The organism is Pelomonas sp. KK5, from assembly GCF_001984095.1.
Classification (GTDB): Bacteria; Pseudomonadota; Gammaproteobacteria; order Burkholderiales; family Burkholderiaceae_C; genus KK5.
Window position 1 is genome coordinate 1 of record NZ_LYVQ01000015.1, and the last position, 20,262, is coordinate 20,262.

Annotated in this window: 14 protein-coding genes and 1 riboswitch; of the genes, 5 read left to right on the top strand and 9 right to left on the bottom strand. The window is 70.5% G+C overall.

Annotation, left to right across the window (positions count from 1 at the left end):
• The 7 genes from B0W88_RS32500 to B0W88_RS03560 all read right to left on the bottom strand — a co-directional run.
• Positions 1 to 765, bottom strand: a 765-nt coding sequence (locus B0W88_RS32500) for a carotenoid 1,2-hydratase (protein WP_083748557.1), incomplete at its 3' end; no start/stop codon positions are given.
• A gap of 6 nt (positions 766 to 771) precedes the next feature.
• Positions 772 to 3,306 carry an FtsX-like permease family protein gene (locus B0W88_RS03535; protein WP_077033274.1) on the bottom strand — a complete coding sequence of 845 codons (2,535 nt, stop codon included), beginning with the start codon at positions 3,304 to 3,306 and terminating at the stop codon, positions 772 to 774.
• Positions 3,303 to 3,950 (bottom strand): ABC transporter ATP-binding protein, encoded by a 648-nt coding sequence (locus tag B0W88_RS03540; protein ID WP_077033275.1) that lies wholly within the window; start codon positions 3,948 to 3,950, stop codon positions 3,303 to 3,305. Before B0W88_RS03540 ends, B0W88_RS03535 begins: the two co-directional genes overlap by 4 nt.
• On the bottom strand, positions 3,947 to 4,909 hold the full coding sequence (miaA, locus tag B0W88_RS03545) for a tRNA (adenosine(37)-N6)-dimethylallyltransferase MiaA (protein ID WP_233151613.1): 963 nt from the start codon (positions 4,907 to 4,909) through the stop codon (positions 3,947 to 3,949). Before miaA ends, B0W88_RS03540 begins: the two co-directional genes overlap by 4 nt.
• On the bottom strand, positions 4,876 to 6,174 hold the full coding sequence (locus B0W88_RS32505) for a pseudouridine synthase (protein ID WP_083748552.1): 1,299 nt from the start codon (positions 6,172 to 6,174) through the stop codon (positions 4,876 to 4,878). The genes miaA and B0W88_RS32505 overlap by 34 nt, the downstream gene beginning before the upstream one ends.
• Positions 6,175 to 6,195: 21 nt before the next feature.
• Positions 6,196 to 8,055 carry a DNA mismatch repair endonuclease MutL gene (gene mutL, locus B0W88_RS03555; protein WP_077033276.1) on the bottom strand — a complete coding sequence of 620 codons (1,860 nt, stop codon included), beginning with the start codon at positions 8,053 to 8,055 and terminating at the stop codon, positions 6,196 to 6,198.
• A 7-nt stretch (positions 8,056 to 8,062) separates the two neighbouring features.
• Entirely contained in the window at positions 8,063 to 9,304 is a 1,242-nt protein-coding gene (locus B0W88_RS03560; protein ID WP_077033310.1) for a cystathionine gamma-synthase family protein, read from the bottom strand.
• A 55-nt stretch (positions 9,305 to 9,359) separates the two neighbouring features.
• Here B0W88_RS03560 and B0W88_RS03565 point away from each other — a divergent pair, with 55 nt between their 5' ends.
• The 3 genes from B0W88_RS03565 to B0W88_RS03575 all read left to right on the top strand — a co-directional run bounded on the left by B0W88_RS03565 (position 9,360) and on the right by B0W88_RS03575 (position 15,720).
• Positions 9,360 to 10,019 (top strand): VTT domain-containing protein, encoded by a 660-nt coding sequence (locus tag B0W88_RS03565; RefSeq protein ID WP_077033277.1) that lies wholly within the window; start codon positions 9,360 to 9,362, stop codon positions 10,017 to 10,019.
• A complete protein-coding gene (locus B0W88_RS03570) occupies positions 10,016 to 13,351 on the top strand; it encodes a S41 family peptidase (protein WP_077033278.1) in 3,336 nt (1,111 codons plus the stop codon). The genes B0W88_RS03565 and B0W88_RS03570 overlap by 4 nt, the downstream gene beginning before the upstream one ends.
• A 119-nt stretch (positions 13,352 to 13,470) precedes the next feature.
• A riboswitch (cyclic di-GMP riboswitch) is annotated at positions 13,471 to 13,565 on the top strand.
• Positions 13,566 to 13,677: 112 nt separating this feature from the next.
• The gene (locus tag B0W88_RS03575) at positions 13,678 to 15,720 is read left to right on the top strand and encodes a bifunctional diguanylate cyclase/phosphodiesterase (RefSeq protein WP_077033279.1); all 2,043 of its coding nucleotides are present in this window, start codon (positions 13,678 to 13,680) and stop codon (positions 15,718 to 15,720) included.
• Between the two features lie 18 nt (positions 15,721 to 15,738).
• Here the strand turns inward: B0W88_RS03575 and B0W88_RS03580 are convergent, their stop codons facing one another.
• Entirely contained in the window at positions 15,739 to 17,004 is a 1,266-nt protein-coding gene (locus B0W88_RS03580) for a M28 family peptidase (RefSeq protein ID WP_077033280.1), read from the bottom strand.
• 87 nt (positions 17,005 to 17,091) lie between these two features.
• Here B0W88_RS03580 and B0W88_RS03585 point away from each other — a divergent pair, with 87 nt between their 5' ends.
• Complete coding sequence (locus tag B0W88_RS03585) at positions 17,092 to 17,571, top strand: VOC family protein (RefSeq protein ID WP_077033281.1); 480 nt, start codon at positions 17,092 to 17,094, stop codon at positions 17,569 to 17,571.
• A 9-nt stretch (positions 17,572 to 17,580) separates the two neighbouring features.
• On the opposite strand, the gene B0W88_RS03590 is transcribed toward B0W88_RS03585, so the two are convergent.
• The gene (locus B0W88_RS03590) at positions 17,581 to 18,132 is read right to left on the bottom strand and encodes a PadR family transcriptional regulator (RefSeq protein WP_077033282.1); all 552 of its coding nucleotides are present in this window, start codon (positions 18,130 to 18,132) and stop codon (positions 17,581 to 17,583) included.
• An 84-nt stretch (positions 18,133 to 18,216) separates the two neighbouring features.
• Between B0W88_RS03590 and B0W88_RS03595 the strand changes: the two genes are divergently transcribed.
• On the top strand, positions 18,217 to 20,247 hold the full coding sequence (locus B0W88_RS03595) for an NADPH-dependent 2,4-dienoyl-CoA reductase (RefSeq protein WP_077033283.1): 2,031 nt from the start codon (positions 18,217 to 18,219) through the stop codon (positions 20,245 to 20,247).
• The last annotated feature ends 15 nt before the right edge of the window (positions 20,248 to 20,262 follow it).

The following is a 20,262-nucleotide window of genomic DNA, read 5'->3' on the forward strand; positions in this document are numbered from 1 at the left end:
CGCAGCACTGGGCCTGCGCCAGCTGCCGCCGGCCCAGTGCTGCGAGCCGTCGGCCCGGCGCAGCCGGAAGAGCGTCAGCGCGCCGCCGTCGTCCAGGTTGAGGCCCGCCCAGTCCCAGCCGACCGCCTCGCCGCCGAGGAAGCGGTCGCTCCATTCATGATCGAGCCAGGAGCGGCCGGCCAGGCGCAGCTCTTTGCCGTCGCGTCGCAGCCGCGCCTCGGTCGCCAGCTGCGGTTCGCTGTAGTAGTGGCTCCAGCTGTCCGGTCCCTTGCGCGACCAGCCCTGGTCGCCCTGGGCCAGCACCGGCTGCGTCGCGCGCAGTTGCAGGTCCAGCTCGAAGCGCTCGCAGCGCAGTGCGGCGCGGTAGCCGCCTTCGTGGCGTTGCAGCGACCAGTCGCGGATGTGTACGTCGGTATCCGCCTCGCCCGCTTCGGCCAGGCCGAATCCCGCCCGCGCCAGGCGCTGCTCGTGCAGCAGCCGGCCGGCCTGCAGATCGCTCAACGCCGCATGCCCGATCAGCAGTTGCCGCGCCGCGAAGGCGCTCGGATGACCAGCCGGGGCGGGGCCCTTCAGGCGGAAGAAGGTCAGCTGGTAACCGAAGCGTGACTTGCCGGCCTCGTCCGCGAGGATGCCGGTGAGGTACCACCATTCGAGCTGCGATCCGGGATGCGAGCCGAAGTCGCGGGGAAAGGCGAGGCCCGGCTGCGCACGGGCAGCGCCGGCACCGAGCGATGCAAGAAGGATCAGCAGGGCACGTCGGTCCATCGTCACCTACCAGTCCTCCTTGACCGCCTGCACCGCATCGGCCGTCGCCGCCTTGTGCCCGGCCGCCAGCGCCGCCAGCACGCCCGCCGCGAACATCGCCGCCAGCAGGGCGATCAGCCGCGGCCACGGCAGGCTCATGTCCATGCTCCAGTGGAAGCTCTGCGGGTTGACGACGAAGACCAGCACCGCGCTCAGGGCCAGGCCCAGCGCCAGCCCGGCCAGCGCGCCGACCCCGCAGGCCAGCGCCGCCTCCAGCGCCAGCAGGCGCAGCACGCCGGCGCGCGTGAATCCCAGGTGCAGCAGCAGCCCGAATTCCCTGCGTCGCGCCATCACCTGGGCCGACTGGCTGGCGGCGATCCCGAACAGGCCGATCGCCAGCGCCACCGCCTGCAGCCAGTGGGTGACGGCGAAGCTGCGGTCGAAGATGCGCAGCGAGATGCCGCGCAGGTCGGCCGCGGCGGCGAAGTCGAGGTCGGCGGCACCGGGCAGGCGCTTCTTCAGCCGCGCGATGGCCTCGGCCGGCGCCAGCCCCTCGGGCAGCCAGAGGTAGGCCTCGGTGATGCGCGCATCGCCACCGGATGCGCGCCAGCCGGCCAGCGACAGCAGCAGGGCCGGGCTCTGGCGGGCGTAGTCGCGCCAGACGGCGCGCAGGTGGGCGGTGATCGGCGGGCCATCCGGCTTCAGGCGCAGGGTCAGCGCCTGGCCGGGCGTGAGCTTCAGCGCATCGCGCAGCGCCTCGTTGGCATAGACCGGCAGGCCGGGGCCGTCGAGCAAGGGCGAGGCGGCCGGCAGCCCGGCCTCGTCGATCTCGCGGGCCAGCATCGTCACCGGCTCGGCGCTGCCGTCAACCACGATGCTGCCACTGCGCTGCAGCGTCATCCGCCGGACCAGGTCGTCCGCCCCTTCGAGCGCCTGCAGCGTGCGCGCCGGCAGCGGCGCGCCCTGGGTCAGCGAGACGCGCAGCGAGGAGCGGATGTAGACATCGGCTGGCAGCATCTGCGTGAGCCAGCGCTCCAGCGAATCGCGGAAACTGCCGATCATCACCACCATCGCCACCGACAGGCTCAGCGCCACCAGCACGCCCGCCAGCGCGCGCGCCGCCTCGCCGGCCTGGTCGCGCGAGCGCTCTCGGGCGAGCAGTTGCAGCGGGGCGTGGCGTCCGAGCATGCTGACGGCCAGCCTCAGCAGCATCGGCACGCAGGCGATGCCACCGAGCAGCAGCGCGAGCATCGAGGCGTAGGCCGCCAGCGGCACGTCGTCTGCCAGTGGCGGCAGCAGGGCCAGGCCCGTGCCGGCCGCCAGCAGCACCGGGCCGATCCAGGGCGGCAGTTCGCTCGCCTGGCTGCCCAGGCCCTTGAGCACCTGCGCCACCGGCATGCGGCGCACGGCCAGCGCAGGCGCCAGCGCGCTGGCCAGGCTCACGCCCAGGCCCAGCGCGGCGAACAGCAGGGCCAGCGGCAGCTGGTCGAGCCCGAAACGCAGGCTCGCATGCAGGCCGGTCGTACCGTTCTGGCCGAGGTCCGCGCCGAGCAGGCGCAGGCCCAGGGCGGCCAGCTGCCAACCCAGCAGCAGGCCCGCGGCGCTGCCGACGATGCCCAGCAGCAGCCCCTCGGCCAGCACCAGGCGCATGCGCTCGCGGGCCGTCATGCCCAGCACGCCCAGCAGCGCCAGCTGCGGCAGCCGCTGCGCCACCGACAGCGACATCACCGCGAAGACCAGGAAGCTGCCGGTGAACATCGCCATCAGCGAGAGCACGCCGAGGTTGACGCGGTAGGCCCGGGTCAGCTCGGCGAGCTTCGCGTTCTCGTCCGGCGGCGGTGCCGCGGCCAGATCCGCGAGGCCGGCGGGCAGGGCAGTCTCGCGCAGCCAGCGTTGCGGGTCCTGCCCGGCGGCGAGCTTCAGGTCGATGCGGTCGATGCGGCCCAGCTTGTCGAGCAGCACCTGGGCCGCCGCGATGTCCAATACCGCCCGCGGTCCGCCGGCGGCGGCGTTGTCAGGGCCGAGATGCAGGCTCAGGCTGCGGGCGGTGCCACTCTCGTCGGAGGCGGCGCGCAGGTTCACCAGGGGCACGGCCTGGCCCTGGAAGCGGGCCCGCGCCGCGGCGTTCAGCGAGAGCTGCATCGGGTCGAGCAGCCCCAGCGGGCTGGTGGGCCGGGTCGGCAGCAGCTCCGGGCTCAGCGGGCCGGCCTGCAGCGCGTCCCAGCCGATCACGCGCAGCAGGAAGCGCTCGCCCTTGGCATCGCGGGCCATCGCCACGCCCTCGACCGCCGGGGCGGCGAGGGCCACGCCGGGCAGTTGCGCGGCCTGGGCATAGAGCTTTTCGTCAAAGGCCTCGCCCGAGCGCGCGCGCAGCACCAGGTCGGGCCGGCCGTTCAGGCTCGCGGCGGCACTGCCGAACTCGGCCAGCGCGGTCGTGTTGAGCAGTTGCACCGCATAGCCCAGCGCCACGCCCAGCGCGATCGCCAGCAGGGCCAGCAGCTGCCGGCCGGCCTGGTGCTTCAGGGCCGGCCAGGACAGCTTGGCAAGCCACTGCAGGTTCATCCGAGCCCTTGCTCGCCGAGATGCAGGCATCGGTCCGCCCGCGCCGCCGCCTTCTCGGAATGGGTGACCAGCAGGCAGGCCGAGCCCTGCTCGCGCGTCTGCGCCAGCAGCAGGTCCAGCACGGCCTGAGCATGGCGCGGGTCGAGGTTGCCGGTGGGCTCGTCGGCGAGCACGACCAGCGGCCGGTGCACCAGCGCGCGGGCGATGGCCACGCGCTGCAGCTGGCCGCCGGAGAGCTGGCGCGGCATGCGCTGGGCATAACTGCCAAGCCCGACGGCATCCAGCATCTCCGCCACCCGTACGGGATCCGGCCGCTTCAGTAGCAGCAGCGGCAGGCCCACGTTGTCGGCCACGTTCAGGTGCGGCAGCACATGGAAGGCCTGGAACACGAAACCCAGCTTCTCGCGCCGCAGCCGGGCGCGGCCCGCTTCGTCGAGTGCACCGAGGTCCTGGCCGTCGACCAGCACGCTGCCGGCATCCGGCTCGTCCAGGCCGGCCAGGCAGTTCAGCAGCGTGGATTTGCCGGAGCCGGACTCGCCCACCAGCGCGACCAGCTCGCCGCGCTGCAGGCTCAGTTCGATGCCGTCGAAGACCGGCGTCGAGCCGTAGCGCTTGGCCAGGCCCCTGGCTTCGAGCACCGTCATGCGGCGAGCAGCCTCTGCATCGCGGCGAGCAGCGCCGCCTGCGCGTCCGGCTCGTCGCAGGCAATCACCTGGCGCTGCGGCATGCTGCGCAGCCAGGTGATCTGGCGCTTGGCCAGCTGGCGGGTGGCGGCGATGCCGCGCTCGGGCAGGGCGGCGAAGTCGCCGCTGCCCAGCCCGGCGTCAAGGGCCTCCCAGGCCTGGCGATAGCCGACGCAGCGCATCGAGGGCAGGTCGGGCGTCAGGTCGCCGCGCGCGCGCAGCGCCTTCACCTCGTCGACCAGGCCGGCAGCCAGCATCTGCTCGAAGCGCAGCGCGAGGCGTTCGTGCAGCCAGGCGCGGTCCTTCGGCTCCAGCGAGAGCAGCGGCCAGTCCACACCCTCGCTGCGCTGCTGGTGCAGCTCGCTCATCGGCCGGCCGGCCAGCGTGCAGACCTCCAGCGCGCGCTGGATGCGCTGCGAGTCGTTCGGCGCCAGCCGGGCGGCGGTGACGGGGTCAAGTCTTGCCAGTTCGGCATGCAGGGCCGGCCAGCCTTCGGCGGCGGCGCGGGCGTCGATCCTGGCGCGCAGCGCCTCGTCGGCCTGTGGCATGTCCGAGAGGCCGTCGAACAGGGCCTTGAAATACAGCATCGTGCCGCCCACCAGCAGCGGCAGCCTGCCGCGGGCCAGGATCTCGTCGGCCAGCCGGCGGGCGTCGCGCACGAACTCGGCGGCCGAATAGGCCTCGGTCGGTTCGATGATGTCGATCAGATGGTGCGGCACTGCGGCCAGTTCGGCCTTCGTCGGCTTGGCCGTGCCGATGTCCATGCCGCGGTACACCAGCGCCGAATCGACGCTGATGATCTCCACCGGCAGCAGCTCGGCCGCCGCCAGCGCCGCTGCCGTCTTGCCGCAGCCGGTCGGGCCGGCGATGCAGATCGGGCGCAGCTTCAGAACCGTTCCCAGGGCGACAGGAAGCGCCACTGCCCGGCGGGCAGGTGGCCCAGGTTGATCTGGCCGATGCGCACGCGCTTCAGGCCCACGACCTTCAGCCCCACCAGCTCGCACATGCGGCGGATCTGGCGCTTGCGGCCTTCCTTCAGCACGAAGCGCAGTTGGTCGTCATTGATCCAGCTGACCTTGGCGGGCTTGAGCTGCACGTCGTCGAGCATCAGGCCGTGGTTCAGCAGCGCGATGCTTTCGGCGGGCACGCGCTGCATCGGCGCGCCCTGGCCGTCGTACTCGACTCGCACCAGGTATTCCTTCTCGACCTTCGAGTCCTCGCCGATCAGCGTCTTGGCGATGCGGCCGTCCTGCGTCAGCACCAGCAGGCCGGTGGAGTCGATGTCCAGCCGTCCGGCGGGCGCGAGGCCGCGCGCATGGCCGATGTTGAACTTCAGGCCGGAAGGATCGTCCTTCCACTGGTTGGCGCTCTTCACCAGCACCGAGGCGGGCTCGTAGCCGTCCTCGGCCTGGCCGGAGACGTAGCCGATCGGCTTGTGAATCAGGATCGTCACCTTGCCGGCCTGGTGCTTGAAGGCCTGCGGGTCGATCTCGATCTTCACGTCACCGACGACCCGGTGGCCCAGCACGGCAAGCTTGCCGTCCACCTTGACCCAGCCGGCGCCGATCCATTCGTCCGCCTCGCGGCGCGAGGCCATGCCCAGCGCCGTCATGCGCTTGGACAGGCGCTCGCCCTCGGGGCGGGTGTGGACGACGAAATCGTCGTCGTCGTCATCGTCGTCGTGATGCGGGCGCGCCTGTTGCTGAGGGCGCTTGGCGTAGGGCTGGGTCTGGTAGGCCTGCGGGGCCGGGTAGCTGGCGGGCCGTGCCGGGCCGCGCGGGCCCGGGGCGCCTGCCGTCGCGCGGCGCTGGTCGCGGCGCGGCTCGGCGAAGCGCTGCTCGTCGCCCGGGCGCTGCCCATAGGCCTGGCGGTGCTGCTCGGCGTGGCGCCGCGGTTCGTCACGCTGGAAGCTGCCCGGCTGGGCCGGCCGGCCGGGGCGGCGATCGTCACGGCGCGGCTCCTGGGACTGCGGCTGCGGCCGGGCATAACGCTCGAATCGCTCGGCTTCCGCCGCGCGGCGCTGCTCGAATTCGGCCTGTTTCTGCGCGCGCTCGGCCTGGGCGGCCTCCAGCGTCTGGCGCGGGCGCGAGACGCCCTTGCCGCGCAGCGGGGCGCGGCGTTCCTCGCCGGGCGCGGCCTTCTTGGCGGCGGGTGCCGGCTTCTTGTTCAGTTTCAAAGTGGCCATGACGGCTCCGTTTCTTGTTGCTTAGCGCCCGCGCAGGAAGAGGGCATCGAGCTCGCGCATGGTGAGTTGCCGCCAGGTGGGGCGGCCGTGGTTGCACTGGTCCGCGCGTTCGGTGCGCTCCATGTCGCGCAGCAGGCCGTTCATCTCGTCCAGCGTCAGCTGCCGGTTGGCGCGCACCGCGCCGTGGCAGGCCATGGTGGCGAGGATCTCGTGCTGGGCCCGCTCGATCGCCTGGCTGGCCTCGAACTGGCCCAGCTCGGCCAGCACGCCGCGCGCCAGCTCCACCACGTCGCCGCCGGCCAGCAGGGCCGGGCGGGCGCGGATGGCCAGCATCTTGGAGGACAGCGGCGCCACGTCCAGGCCCAGCTTCGTGAGCGTCTCGGCATGGGCCTCGGCGGTGGCGATCTCGGCGGCGGTGGCGGCGAAGGTGACCGGGATCAGCAGCGGCTGCGATTCGATCGTGCGCTCGCCGAGGCTGGCCTTCAGCCGTTCGTAGACGACGCGCTCGTGGGCTGCATGCATGTCCACGATGATCAGCCCTTGAGCGTTCTCGGCCAGCACGTAGACGCCCTGGATCTGCGCCACCGCGCGGCCCAGTGGCCAGTCGTGCGCGGGCAGCTCCTGGCGGGGCGCCGCAGGTACGGGGTCAGGTCTTGCCGGCGCGGCAGGCTGGCCGTACAGCGTCGCCACCTCGGCCAGGCCCAGCGAGGGCTGGGTGTTCATGCGCCAGCTGGGCGTCGCGCCGTAGCTGGGCCGCGGTTCGGCGGCGAACCAGGCGGGCGGGCTGCCGGGCGCGGGCTTGCTGGCACCGGGCAGGTCAATCTGCTGCGTGACCGGCATCTGCACGACGACGGGCGCCGCCGCTTCCGACGAGCGCGACACCGCCAGCGCATCCTGCACCGCATAGCGCACCCGCTGGTGCAGCTCGCGCCCGTCGCGGAAGCGCACCTCGATCTTGGTCGGGTGCACGTTGACGTCCACCAGCGCCGGCGCGATCTCGATGAAGAGCACGTAGCAGGGCTGGCGATGGCCGTGCAGCACGTCCTCGTAGGCGGAGCGGATGCCGTGGGCGATCAGCTTGTCGCGCACGAAGCGGCCGTTGACGTAGACGTACTGCATGTCCGCGCGGCTGCGCGCCGCCTCGGGCAGGCCGGCGCGGCCGTAGCAGCGCAGCGGGCCGGTCTCGGCGAAGAGCGGGCGGCTCTCGGTCATGAAGTCCTCGCCGAGCACGTCCTTCAGGCGCAGCTCCGACGTGGCGGCGCGCCACTGCTCGACCAGCTTGCCCTCGTGCCAGACCGAAAAGCCCACGTCCGGCCGCGCCAGCGCATGGCGGCGCACGGCCTCCAGGCAGTGGGCCAGCTCGGTGGCATCGGTCTTCAGGAACTTGCGGCGGGCCGGGGTGCTGAAGAACAGCTCGCGCACCTCCACGCTGGTGCCGCGGGCGCGCGCCGCGGGGCTCAGCTCGCCGCTGCGCGCGTCGAGCCGCTGCGCGTGGGGCGCGCCTTCGCTGCGGCTGACGATGGCCATCTCCGAGACCGAGGAGATCGCGGCCAGCGCTTCGCCGCGGAAACCCATCGTGGCGACAGACTCCAGTTCATCGAGCGAGCGGATCTTGCTCGTCGCATGGCGCTTCAGCGCCAGCGGCAGCTCCTCGACCGGGATGCCGCAGCCGTCGTCCTCGACGACGATGGCGCGCACGCCGCCGGCCATCAGCTTGACATTGATCTGCGTGGCGCCGGCATCCAGCGCGTTGTCCACCAGCTCGCGCACGACCGAGGCCGGGCGCTCGACGACCTCGCCGGCTGCGATCTGGCTGATCAGTTCATCGGGGAGTTCGCGGATCGCGCGGCGTTGCACAACGTTGGCGGCTTCTGCTTCCATCGGCGGATTATCCCGCCAGCGCTTGCGCGAAGTCCGCGATCAGGTCTTCCGCCTCCTCGATGCCGATGGACACGCGCACCAGCCCGTCGGCAATGCCCATCTCGGCCCGCACCGCGGCGCCGGCCTCCCAGAAGATCGTCGGCGCCACCGGGATGATCAGCGTGCGGGTATCGCCCATGCCGGTGGCCTTGACCGGGATGCGCAGCTTGTTGAGCACGGCGTTCATCGTCGACGGGTCCTTCAGTTCGAAGGACAGCAGCCAGGAGCTTGCCTTGAACCACTCGCGCGCCTTGGCGTGCTGCGGGTGAGTCTCCAGCCCCGGGTAGTGGACCGCGTCGATGGCCGGATGCGCGGCCAGGAACTGCGCCAGCGCCAGCGCCGTCTCGCTGGTCTGCCGCACGCGCAGGCTCATCGTCTCCGCGCCCACGGCGATCTGGTTCGCCTGCTCCGACGACAGCGAGCCGCCCATGTCCCGCAGGCCCTTCTTGCGGATCTGCTGCAGGCCCCACTGGCCAGCGTCGCCCTTGCGGTAGTTGGTGAAGATGTTCGGGTAGGTGGACCAGTCGAACTCGCCGGTGTCCGTCACCGAGCCGCCCAGGGCGCCGCCGTGGCCGCTGATGGTCTTGGACAGCGAGTTCATCACCAGGCCCGCGCCCAGCGCCTTGGGCTTGAACAGCGCCGGCGAGGTGACCGTGTTGTCCACCACGTAGAGCAGGCCCTTGTCGCGGCACAGCTGGCCGATGGCGGCCATGTCGGGGATCTGCGTGCCGGGGTTGGCGATGGTCTCGACGAAGACCATGCGGGTGTTGGGCTTCACGGCCGCGGCGACGGCGTCCACCGAGCGGGCATCCACCATGTCGATCTCGATGCCGAGGTCGCGCAGCGTGCCGAACACGCTGTTGGTGTTGCCGAAGACATAACGGCTGGACACGACGTGGTCGCCGGCCTTCAGCAGCGTCAGGAAGATGGCGCAGAGCGCGGCCATGCCCGAGGAGAACACGATGGTCCCGCGGCCGCCTTCCAGCGCCGTCAGCTTGGCCTCCAGCGCCGCGGTGGTGGGCGTGCCCTGGCGGGCGTAGTTGAAGCCGCCCTTGACCGTGCCCTGGAACACGCCGATCAGGTCCTCCACCTTGTCGAAGCCGTACTGGGTGGACGGATGGATGGGCTTGTGCAGGCCGCCGTGCTCGACGTTGCTGCGGCGGTCGGCGTGCACGAGGCGGGTGGTGATCTGTTCTGGCTTGGCTTCCATCTTGCTAACGCTGCTCGGGGAGATCGTCACATTGTCGCCGCCATAATCCGCCGCCATGGAATTCCTTGCCGCCATCCTCGATTTCGCCCTTCATGTCGACAAGCACCTCGAAGGCTTCGTGCTCGCCTACGGCCCCTGGATCTATGCGCTGCTGTTCCTGATCATCTTCATCGAGACCGGCGTCGTCGTGATGCCCTTCCTGCCCGGCGATTCGCTGCTCTTCATCGTCGGTGCGATGTGCGGCACCGGGCTGCTGGACTGGCGCGTCGCGATGCCGCTCATGACCGCGGCGGCCATCGCCGGCAACCAGAGCAACTACACGATCGGGCGCTTCTTCGGGCCCAAGGTGTTCCAGTGGGAGCAGTCGCGCTTCTTCAACAAGAAGGCCTTCCTGCAGGCCCACGAGTTCTATGAGAAGTACGGCGGCGTGACCATCGTGATCGCGCGCTTCATGCCCTTCGTGCGCACCTTCGCGCCCTTCGTGGCCGGCGTGGCGCAGATGACCCGCGCCAAGTTCACGATGTACGACGTGGGCGGCGGGCTGCTGTGGGTGGTGGGTGTCACCAGCCTGGGTATTGCTTTTGGCAATGTGCCCTGGGTGCGGCAGCATCTGGAGATCATCATCTGGGCAACGATCTTCATACCCGGCCTGCTGGCGATCTATGGTGGCTGGAAGGCCGGCCGCAAGAAGAAGAGCAAACAAGGACTTCAATGAACCGAGGATTCAAGCGGGCCGCCACGGCCCTGGCCGCTGCATTGGCGCTGATCTCCACCGCCGGCGCCGCGCCGGCCCTGCTGCGCCAGCCGAGCCTCTCGAAGGACCGCATCGCCTTCGTCTACAGCGGCGACATCTGGACCGCCGACCGCAACGGCGCCAATGCCCGCCAGCTGACCAGCGCCGCCGCCGCCGAGACGGCCCCGCATTTCTCGCCGGACGGCCAGTGGATCGCCTTCTCCGCCAGCTATGACGGCAACACCGACGTCTACGTGATGCCCGCCGCCGGCGGCCAGCCGCGCCGCCTGACCTGGCACCCGGGCGCCGATCTCGTCAACGGCTGGAGCGCCGACGGCCAGCGCGTGCTCTTCACCTCCGCCCGCGAAGTGGCCAACAGCCGTAGCCGCCAGCTCTGGGAAGTGCCCGCCGCCGGCGGCGCCGAGAAGAAGGTGATGGACGCCGTCGTCTTCGCCGGCGAATGGTCGCCGGACGGCCAGCGCATCGCCTACCAGAACTACCTGCCGGCCTACTCCGGCGCCTCCGGCTGGCGCCAGCACCGCGGCGGCTCGACGCCGGCGGTCTGGATCATCGACCCGGCCAGGAAGACCTGGGAGAAGATCCCGCACGTCAACGCCAACGACATCAACCCGGTCTGGTCCGGCGCCGACGAGGTGATCTTCGTCTCCGACCGCGCGGACGACACCGCCAACCTGTTCGCGTACTCGACGAAGACCAGGCAGCTGCGCCAGCTGACCCACGAGACCACGTGGGACGTGCACAGCGCCGCGGTGCAGGGCGGCATCGTGGTCTACGAGGCCGGCGGCGTGCTGAAGGAGCTGACGCTTGCCAGCGGCGCGATCCGTAAGCTCGACATTCAGCTGACCACCGCTGCTCCGCTGGCCCGCCCGCAGTGGAAGGACGCCAGCCACACGATCACCTCCGCGCAACTGTCGGCTACCGGCAAGCGGGTGCTGGTCAGCGCCCGCGGCGAGGTGTTCACCGTGCCGGTCAAGGACGGCTCGGTGCGCAACCTCACCCACAGCGGCGGCGTGCGCGAGAAGGACGCGCTGTGGAGCCCGGACGGCCAGTCGGTCGCCTACATCGCCGAGGCCGGCCACGGCCCGCAGCTGCACCATCAGCTGGTGATGCGCGACCAGGCCGGCATGCTGCCGGTGCGCACTTATGCCCTGGGCGGCACCGGCTATTTCACGCTGCTCGCCTGGTCGCCGGACGGCAAGCGCCTGGCCTACCAGGACAACCACCTGAACCTCTATGTGATCGAGCCCGGCGCGGCTGGCAAGGACGCGATCCGGAAGGTCGCCACCAGCCAGTACCGCTCGAGCTTCGAGGTCGCCTTCTCGCCCGACGGCCGCTGGCTGGCCTACACGGTGGCCGGCGCCAACTACTTCAGCCAGGTGCGCATGCAGGACCTGGCCACGGGCAAGGACATCGCCGTCAGCGACGGCCTGAGCCAGGCCGGCAACCCGGTCTTCGCCACCAAGGACGAGAGCGACTGGCTGTTCTTCACCTCGTCCATCAACTCCGGACCGCAGCAGTGGGGCCTGGACATGTCCACCCAGGAGCGTGCGCTGCGCAGCGGCATCTTCGTCGCGGTGCTGAACGCGGCCGGCAAGTCGCCGCTGGAGCCCAAGGACGGCGACGAGGACACCAAGACCGAGCAGCGCACCGAGGAGAAGAAGAAGGAAGAGGCCAAGGACAAGCAGGAGAAGCCTGCCTCCACCGCCAAGCCGCCGAAGCTGCTGCGCGTGGACGAGGCCGGCCTGCAGCAGCGCATCGTCGGCCTGCCGGTGGCCGAGCGCAACTACGACTCGCTGGCCGTGGCCTCGGACGGCGCGCTGTTCTACCTGGAACACCGCCAGCCCGGCATCAGCCACGAGCCGCCCGGCGCCGGCGAGGAGAACGACGCCGAGCTCTACCGCTTCGACTTCGAGGAGAAGAAGAGCAAGTCCTTGAAGGACGGCCTGCGCGACTTCAGGCTCAGCGCCGACGGCAAGGTCCTGCTGCTGCGCTACGGCGAGGGCAAGCTGGAGACCGCCGAGGCCAAGGACAAACTCGACGCCAAGCCGGTGGACCTGTCGGGCCTGAAGACCTTCGTCGACCCGCGCCAGGAATGGGCGCAGATCTTCGACGAGACCTGGTGGATGGAGAAGGAATTCTTCTACGACCCGAAGCTGCACGGCATCGACTGGGACGGCATCTACAAGCGCTACCGCCCGCTGGTGGATGCGGTGCAGCGCCGCGAGGAACTCAACGACCTGATGGTGGAGATGATCGGCGAGCTGCAGGTGGGCCACAACCGCGTGAGCGGCGGCGACGTCTACAGCGAGCCCTCGGCCAAGGTGGGCCTGCTGGGCGCGGACTTTGCCGTCGAACATGGGCGTTATCGCATCAAGACCATCCTCGGCGGCGATCGCTGGAATCCCTTCCTGAAGGCGCCGCTGGCGGTGCCGGGGCAGGGCGCCCGGGTGGGCGAGTACCTGCTGGCCGTCAACGGCCGGCCGCTCGATGCCACCGCCGGCAACCTTTACGCGCTGCTGGAGAACACGGTGGGCAAGCAGGTGGTGCTGACGCTGGCGCAGGACGCCGACGGCAAGGTCGGCTCGCGCCAGATCACCGTCCAGCCGGTGGCCAGCGAGACGATGCTGCGCCGCTGGGCGTGGATCGAGAAGAACCGCCAGTACGTGCAGGACAAGAGCGGCGGCCGCGTCGCCTACGTCTACCTGCCCGAAACCGCGGACGAGGGCTTCCAGCACTTCAACCGCATGTTCTTCGCCCAGGTGGACAAGGACGCGCTGATCGTCGACGACCGCCGCAACAGCGGCGGCCAGGCGGCCAACTACGTGATCGACGTGCTGAGCCGGCCCTACCTGGCCAGCTGGAAGGACCGCGACGGCCTGGTGGCCGACACCCCGGCCGGCGCGATCTACGGCCCCAAGGCGATGCTGATCGACCAGGACGCCGGCTCCGGCGGCGACTTCCTGCCCTATGCCTTCAAGCGCCAGCAGCTGGGCCCGCTGATCGGCAAGCGCACCTGGGGCGGGCTGATCGGCATCTCGGCCAACCCCGACCTGATCGACGGCGGCAAGCTGGTCGTGCCCTTCTTCCGCTTCTTCACGCCGGACGGCGAGTGGCGCGTGGAGAACGAGGGCGTGGCGCCGGACATCGAGGTGGACCTGGACCCGCTGCAGGTCAACGAAGGGCGCGACGCGCAGCTCGATGCGGCCATCGCCCAGGTGATGGGCCAGCTGAAGGACGCCAAGGCGCGCAGGCTGAAGAGCGCGCCGGCGATGCCTGTCAAGCTCGGCCACTAGTTCGCGAGCGCGCATGCCGCGCAGCCGTGCATTGCGTCACGGCCGCGGCGGCGTGTCGGTACTAATAACGCGTTACTTCAGCGCATTCCGGCACGTTGCGGGCTCATACTGGGCCCATATCGACAACAAGGCACCCCCGCGCGAAAGCCGGGCTCGCAAAGTCACCGGTCTACAGCCCAGCGCCTGCTGGGGCCATGACAGAGGGACTGCCGGTCGTGTCGGCCCGCCAGGAGCGCCATGAGGAAAGGCGCCGGCAGCAAGGGCCGTCGCAGCCGTGATCCGCGGGCTCGTGTCGTTCGCGTCGCCAGGGTGCCGCCCACGCTGCGATGAGCACGAGCTATGACGTCTGGCTGGTCCTGCTGTCCTATCTGGTGGCCTGCTATGCCGCCTATACGACGCTGGGCCTGGCGCCGCGGGTCTCCCGCCCCGACGGGAGCCTGGCTCGCGGCTGGATGGCCGCCGGCGCGCTGGCCATGGGCCTGGGCGTCTGGGCGATGCATTTCATCGGCATGCTGGCGCTGCACCTGCCCGTGCGCCTGTCCTACGACCTGACGATCACCCTGCTGTCCATCCTGCCGGCGGTGGCCGCCTCGGCCATCGTGCTGGTGCTGATGCGCCGCCCGGTGGTGAGCCGCGGCCTGCACCTGGCGGGGGCCGTCGCCATGGGCGTGGGCATCGGGGCGATGCACTACAGCGGCATGCAGGCGATCCGCATGCAGCCGGACCTCAGCTACCACCCGGCGCTGGTGGCCCTGTCGGTGGCGATCGCAGTGGGCGCGTCCTGGCTGGCGCTGGCGATTGCGCTGCGTGCCCGCGCCCGGGCCTCGGCGCGTGCCCGCGGCGCCGCGGCGCTGGTGATGGGCGCGGCCATTGTCGCCATGCACTACAGCGGCATGGCTGCCACCGACTTCGCCGAGGGCAGCGTCTGCATCTCGCCGCCACTGGGGGTGGAGCCGCTGTGGCTGGCGGTGATGGTGGGCCTGGGCAGCTGCGTGCTGCTGTTCGCCACGCTGCTGGCTTCGCTGCTGGACGTGCGGCGCCTGGAGCGGCTGCGCCGCAGCGATGCGCAGATGCTGGAACGCGCCACCGCGCTCGCCACCACGCTGGCCGCCGACGCCCGCGCCAGCGAGGCGCACAAGCGCGCGATCGTCGAGGCCTCGCTGGACGCCGTCGTCACCATCGATGCCCAGGGCCGCATCGTCGACTTCAACCCGGCGGCGGTGGCCATCTTCGGCTATGCCCGCGACGAGGTGCTGGGCTGGCCGCTGTCGCAATGCATCGTGCCGCCGGACCTGCGCGAGCGCCACGAGCGCGGCTTCGCGCGGGTGATGGCGGGCGGCCCTTCGCATTTGCTGGGCAAGCGCATCGAGATCCGCGCGATGAGGAAGGGCGGCGCGGAGTTCCCGGTCGAGCTGGCGCTGACGCGCACGCCGATCAGGGGCGAGCCGGCCTTCACCGCCCACCTGCGCGACCTGACGGAGCGCCAGGCGGCCGAGCAGTCGCTGCAGCTGCGCAGCGTGGCGCTGGACACGGTGGACAACGGCATCTGCATCGTCGACGCGCAGGGCCGCATCGACTACTCCAATCCGGCCTTCGCCGAGATCGTCGGCCGCGCCGCGCTGGTGGGGCGCGACTTCGGCTGGCTCTTCGCGGAAGGCCGGGACGGCCAGCCGCGCATCCCGCGCGCGCTGCGGGCGGCGGTGGCCCGCGGTGGCCTGCCGCTGCGGCGCATGCGCTATCGCAAGCCCGACGGTCGCGAGATCTGGTGCGACGTGGTGGTCAAGATGCTGCGCGACACGGCCGGCATGGTGACGCACAGCGTGGCTGTGGTCAGCGACGTGACCGATGCGGTGCTCCATGAGCAGCAGCTCAGCAAGCTGGCCAACTTCGACGCACTGACCGGCCTGCCCAACCGCGCCAACTTCCGCCGCCAGCTGGAGCAGCGCCTGGCGCGCGACCGGGACCGCGCCATGAGCCTCTTCTTCGTGGACCTGGACGAGTTCAAGCAGGTCAACGACCGCCACGGCCACGAATGCGGGGACGCGCTGCTGGTGGTGCTGGGCCAGCGGCTGAAGGCCTGCGTGCGCGACGGCGACCTGGTGGCGCGCCTGGGCGGCGACGAGTTCGTGATGATGGTCGAGGCCCGCGGCCTGGCCTGCGAGATGGTCGAACGGGCGCTGATCGAGCGGGTGCTCCACAGCATCGGCCAGCCGATCCACCTGGACGGCCGCCTGCTGCACGCCAGCTGCAGCATCGGCGTGAGCCGTTTCCCCGACGAGGGCATGGACGCCGACACGCTGCTGCGCAAGGCGGACCAGGCGATGTACGCCGCCAAGAGGGAAGGGGGCCGCCCGGCGCTGCTGAACTGAGGCGATGCCGCTCCAGGATCAGGGAGCGATACGCAGCCCCACCAGCCCGGCGATTGCCGCCCCGGTCGTCTGCGCGGCGTTGAGGCCCAGCAGGAAGTCCTTGTCCGAGTAGTTCACGTAGAGGTCGGTCGGCTGGTGCCAGTGCGGGTTCCAGCCGGCGCCGATCTGCTGGCCGCGCTCGTTCTCGCGCAGCGAGATCGCCGGCACCCAGTCCATGAAGGGCGTGGAGTCGGTGTTGGTCATGTGGAAGCCCACCGCCGCGGGGTAGTTCGTCGCGTACTTGTCGTTGGCGGCGCGGAAGGTCCAGGCCAGCTTGGCGGCCGCGTCGGCGAAGCGCGAGTTGGCCTGGTACTCGATGTTGACGTCGGCCTCGGCGCGCTGCTCCTTGGGCGGGGCGTAGCGCGGCTTGCCGCTGGCATCGAGCACCGGCTTGCCCTTGGCGTCCAGCACCGGCACCGGCATGCCGTGGTCGAACATCATCATGTCGTGCTGGATCATGCCCAGCCAGCGCGGCTCGGGGTACTTGCCCGAGCCCTTGGGCGACTCGATGCCCTGCAGCTGCAGGCGCTGCTGCACATAGGCGGCAGCGCCGTTGAGGCCGGTCTCCTCGTTGTTCCAGAGGATGAAGCGGACCGAGCGCTCGGTCTCCACGCCGGGCATGCTGAAGATGCGCGCCAGCTCCATCACCAGCGCCGTGCCGGAGCCGTTGTCGTTGGCGGCCTCGCCCCAGCCGATGCCGTCCATGTGGGCGCCGACGATGTACATCTCCTCGGGGTGGGTCTTGCCGATCTTGGTGCAGTAGACGTTCTCGCGCAGCGAGGTGCCGGGCGGCGTCGGTTCCTCGTTGAGCTTGCGCAGGCGCTCGTCGGGCTGGGCCATGGCGTCCTGGTTGACGCCGGTCGGCGCGCGCTGGCCGAACAGCGTGCTGCCGCCCTGGCCGGCGGGTCCGCCGGCGCGGGCCGGCAGCGGCGCGGCCGAGCTGCCGTAGCTGCGCTTCTCGGGCTCGGTGAACATGTACTGCAACCGCTCGGTGTTCGTGCAGCCGTAGGACTTGAGCTGCGCCTCGATCCAGTCGAGGGCCTTGCGGTTGCGCTCGGTGCCCTGGCGGCGGTCGCCGAACTGGGTCAGGCCCTTGATGGTGGCCTTGTAGTTCTCGAGCTTCAGTTCCGCGATCACCTTGGCGATGGGATCGGCGGCCGGCTGCTGGGCATGGACATTGCCCAGCAGGGCGAGCAGCGAGGTGGCGGCCAGAAGGGCTTTGCGTGTGGGATGGGCGTTAGGCATGATCCGCATTCTGGCCCGGCGGCCGATTCGCGCACCTCGGGCCTTCACCACCCCGGATTTCGCACATCCATGCACAAGGAGACACCTATGCCTGCCAAGAACACGATCTGCATCTGGTATGACCGCGATGCGCTGGATGCCGCCACCTTCTACGCCGCCACCTTCCCGGACAGCAAGGTCGGCGCCGTCCACTACGCGCCGGGCGACTTCCCCAGCGGCAAGCAGGGCCAGGCGCTGACGGTGGACTTCACCGTGGCCGGCATCCCCTGCGTGGGCCTCAACGGCGGCCCGCAGTTCAAGCACAGCGAGGCCTTCTCCTTCCAGATCTCCACCGAGACCCAGGAAGAGACCGACCGGCTGTGGAACGCCATCGTCGGCAACGGCGGCGCCGAGAGCGCCTGCGGCTGGTGCAAGGACAAGTGGGGCATCAACTGGCAGATCACGCCGCGCACGCTGATCGAAGGCGTCACGAGCAAGGATCCGGCCGAGGCGAAGAGGACCTTCGAGGCGATGATGACGATGGGGAAGATCGATATTGCCGCGATCGACAAGGCTCGCCGCGGCTGAGCCCGTGCTTCAGGGCTTGGCGCTGCGCTTCGGCTTGGCCAGCGCCGCCAGCGCCTCCTTGAGGATGCCCAGCCAGTTCTCCTCGTAATGGATACCGACCCGCAGCACCAGGTGCTGCAGCGCGGCCTCGCGGTCCTGCGGCTCGGTGGGGAAGTCACGCGCCTCGATGCGCTGGTACTGGGCCAGCTTTTCCTCGTGCAGCGCGATGCGCCGGCGCAATTCCTTGTCCAGCCCGGTCGGCCCGACCGCAGCCTCGGCCCGCAGCCGCACCAGGAACTCCTCGCGCAAGGTGGCCGGCTCCGCCTCCTGCCGGATCCAGCGCTTCAGCTCTGCGCGGCCGGCGGGCAGGATGCGGTAGTCGCGCTTGCGGCCCCGCGCCGCTTCTTCCTCCGACAGGCCCTCGATGAAGCCGGAGGCTTCCAGCCGCGCCAGCTCGCGGTAGATCTGCTGGTGCGTGGCGTGCCAGAAATAGCCGATCGAGCGGTCGAAGCGGGAGGCCAGTTCGGAGCCTGAGCTGGCGCGTTCGACCAGGGCGGTGAGCAGGGCGTGGGGCAGGGACATGGCGCTGATTCTCGCCGCGGCTTGACAGCGAATGCAACTGGTTGCACCATCCGCCCCATTCGATTTGCAACCAGTTGCATTACCATGACCCCTCCCTATCCCCACCTGCTGAAGCCGCTGGACCTCGGCTTCACCACCCTGAAGAACCGCGTGCTGATGGGCTCGATGCACGTCGGCCTCGAAGAGCTGCCGAACGGCTTCGAGCGCATGGCCGCCTTCTATGCCGAGCGCGCCCGCGGCGAGGTGGGCCTGATCGTCACCGGCGGCATCTCGCCGAACGAGCGCGGCCGCCCGATGAAGGGCGGCGCGATGCTGACGACGGAAGCCGAGGCGGAGCACCACCGGCTGATCACCGACGCCGTCCATGCCGAGGGCGGCAAGATCGCGATGCAGATCCTGCACTTCGGCCGCTACTCCTACCAGAAGGACCTGGTGGCGCCGAGTGCCCTGAAGGCGCCGATCAACCCGTTCACGCCGCATGCGCTGAGCGAGGAGGAGGTGGAGCAGACGATCGAGGATTTCGTCCGTTGCGCCGCGCTGGCGCAACAGGCCGGCTATGACGGCGTGGAGATCATGGGCTCCGAGGGCTACCTGATCAACGAGTTCATCGCCGCCCGCACCAACCAGCGCGACGACCGCTGGGGCGGCGCCTACGAGAACCGCATCCGCTTCCCCGTCGAGATCGTGCGCCGCGTGCGCGAGCGGGTGGGCCGCGAGTTCATCCTGATCTACCGCCTCTCGATGCTGGACCTGGTGGAAGGCGGCTCCACGCTGGACGAGGTGATCCGGCTCGCGCAGGCGGTCGAGAAGGCCGGCGCCACGATCATCAACACCGGCATCGGCTGGCACGAGGCGCGCATCCCGACCATCGCCACCAAGGTGCCGCGCGCCGCCTACGCCTGGGTGACGAAACGGGTGATGGGCTCGGTCTCGATTCCGCTGGTGGCGACCAACCGCATCAACACGCCGGAGATGGCCGAGGCGCTGCTGGCGGATGGCGCCTGCGACATGGTCTCGATGGCCCGGCCCTTCCTGGCCGATGCCGATTTCGTCGCCAAGGCCCGCGCCGGCCGGGCCGACGAGATCAACACCTGCATCGGCTGCAACCAGGCCTGCCTGGACCATACCTTCGGCGGCAAGGTGACCTCCTGCCTGGTCAACCCGCGCGCCTGTCATGAGACCGAGATCGTGATCCGGCCGGCGGCGCAGGCCAAGCGCGTCGCCGTCGTCGGCGCCGGACCGGCCGGCCTGGCCTGCGCGGTGACGGCGGCCGAGCGCGGCCATGCGGTCACGCTGATCGAGGCCGGCTCCGAGATCGGCGGCCAGTTCAATATCGCCAAGAAGGTGCCGGGCAAGGAGGAGTTCTACGAGACGCTGCGCTATTTCAAGCGCAAGCTGGAGACCACCGGCGTCGAGCTGCGGCTGGAGACCCGCGTCAGCGCGGACGAGCTGCTGCAGGAGGGCTTCGACGAGGTCGTGCTGGCCACCGGCATCGTCCCGCGCCGGCCGCCGATCGAGGGCCTGGACCATGCCAAGTCGCTGGGCTACCTGGACGTGCTGCGGGACGGCGCTCCGGTGGGCGAGAAGGTCGCCATCGTCGGCGCCGGCGGCATCGGCTTCGACGTGGCCGAGTACCTGATGCATGGCGAGGGCGAATCGGCCAGCCTCGACGCCGCGAAGTTCTTCGCCGAATGGGGCGTGGACACCCACTACGCCGAACGCGGCGGCCTGGCCAAGGCGCCGCGCCTGGAACCCGCGCCGCGCCGCGTGCACCTGCTGCAGCGCAAGGCCAGCAAGGTCGGCGAGGGCCTGGGCAAGACCACCGGCTGGATCCACCGCACGGCGCTGAAGGCGCGCGGCGTGGACATGGTGTCCTCGGTCGACTACCGCCGCATCGACGATGCCGGCCTGCACATCGCCATCGACGGCCAGCCGCAGACGCTGGCGGTGGACCATGTGGTCATCTGCGCCGGCCAGGAACCGCAGCGCGAACTGCTGCCGCCGCTGCAGGCGGCGGGCGTGCGCGTCTACCTGATCGGCGGCGCCGCCGAGGCCTCGGAACTCGATGCCAAGCGCGCCATCCACCAGGGCACGACGCTCGCCGCCGGCCTGTGAACCCCAAGGAGACAA

Bases quoted from the DNA above. Each gene is read 5' to 3' on its own strand.
- B0W88_RS03535 (WP_077033274.1), bottom strand. From the start codon at position 3,306: ATGAACCTGCAGTGGCTTGCCAAGCTGTCCTGGCCGGCCCTGAAGCAC.
- B0W88_RS03540 (WP_077033275.1), bottom strand. From the start codon at position 3,950: ATGACGGTGCTCGAAGCCAGGGGCCTGGCCAAGCGCTACGGCTCGACG.
- B0W88_RS32505 (WP_083748552.1), bottom strand. From the start codon at position 6,174: ATGGCCACTTTGAAACTGAACAAGAAGCCGGCACCCGCCGCCAAGAAG.
- mutL (WP_077033276.1), bottom strand. From the start codon at position 8,055: ATGGAAGCAGAAGCCGCCAACGTTGTGCAACGCCGCGCGATCCGCGAA.
- B0W88_RS03560 (WP_077033310.1), bottom strand. From the start codon at position 9,304: ATGGAAGCCAAGCCAGAACAGATCACCACCCGCCTCGTGCACGCCGAC.
- B0W88_RS03565 (WP_077033277.1), top strand. From the start codon at position 9,360: ATGGAATTCCTTGCCGCCATCCTCGATTTCGCCCTTCATGTCGACAAG.
- B0W88_RS03570 (WP_077033278.1), top strand. From the start codon at position 10,016: ATGAACCGAGGATTCAAGCGGGCCGCCACGGCCCTGGCCGCTGCATTG.
- B0W88_RS03575 (WP_077033279.1), top strand. From the start codon at position 13,678: ATGAGCACGAGCTATGACGTCTGGCTGGTCCTGCTGTCCTATCTGGTG.
- B0W88_RS03580 (WP_077033280.1), bottom strand. From the start codon at position 17,004: ATGCCTAACGCCCATCCCACACGCAAAGCCCTTCTGGCCGCCACCTCG.
- B0W88_RS03585 (WP_077033281.1), top strand. From the start codon at position 17,092: ATGCCTGCCAAGAACACGATCTGCATCTGGTATGACCGCGATGCGCTG.
- B0W88_RS03590 (WP_077033282.1), bottom strand. From the start codon at position 18,132: ATGTCCCTGCCCCACGCCCTGCTCACCGCCCTGGTCGAACGCGCCAGC.
- B0W88_RS03595 (WP_077033283.1), top strand. From the start codon at position 18,217: ATGACCCCTCCCTATCCCCACCTGCTGAAGCCGCTGGACCTCGGCTTC.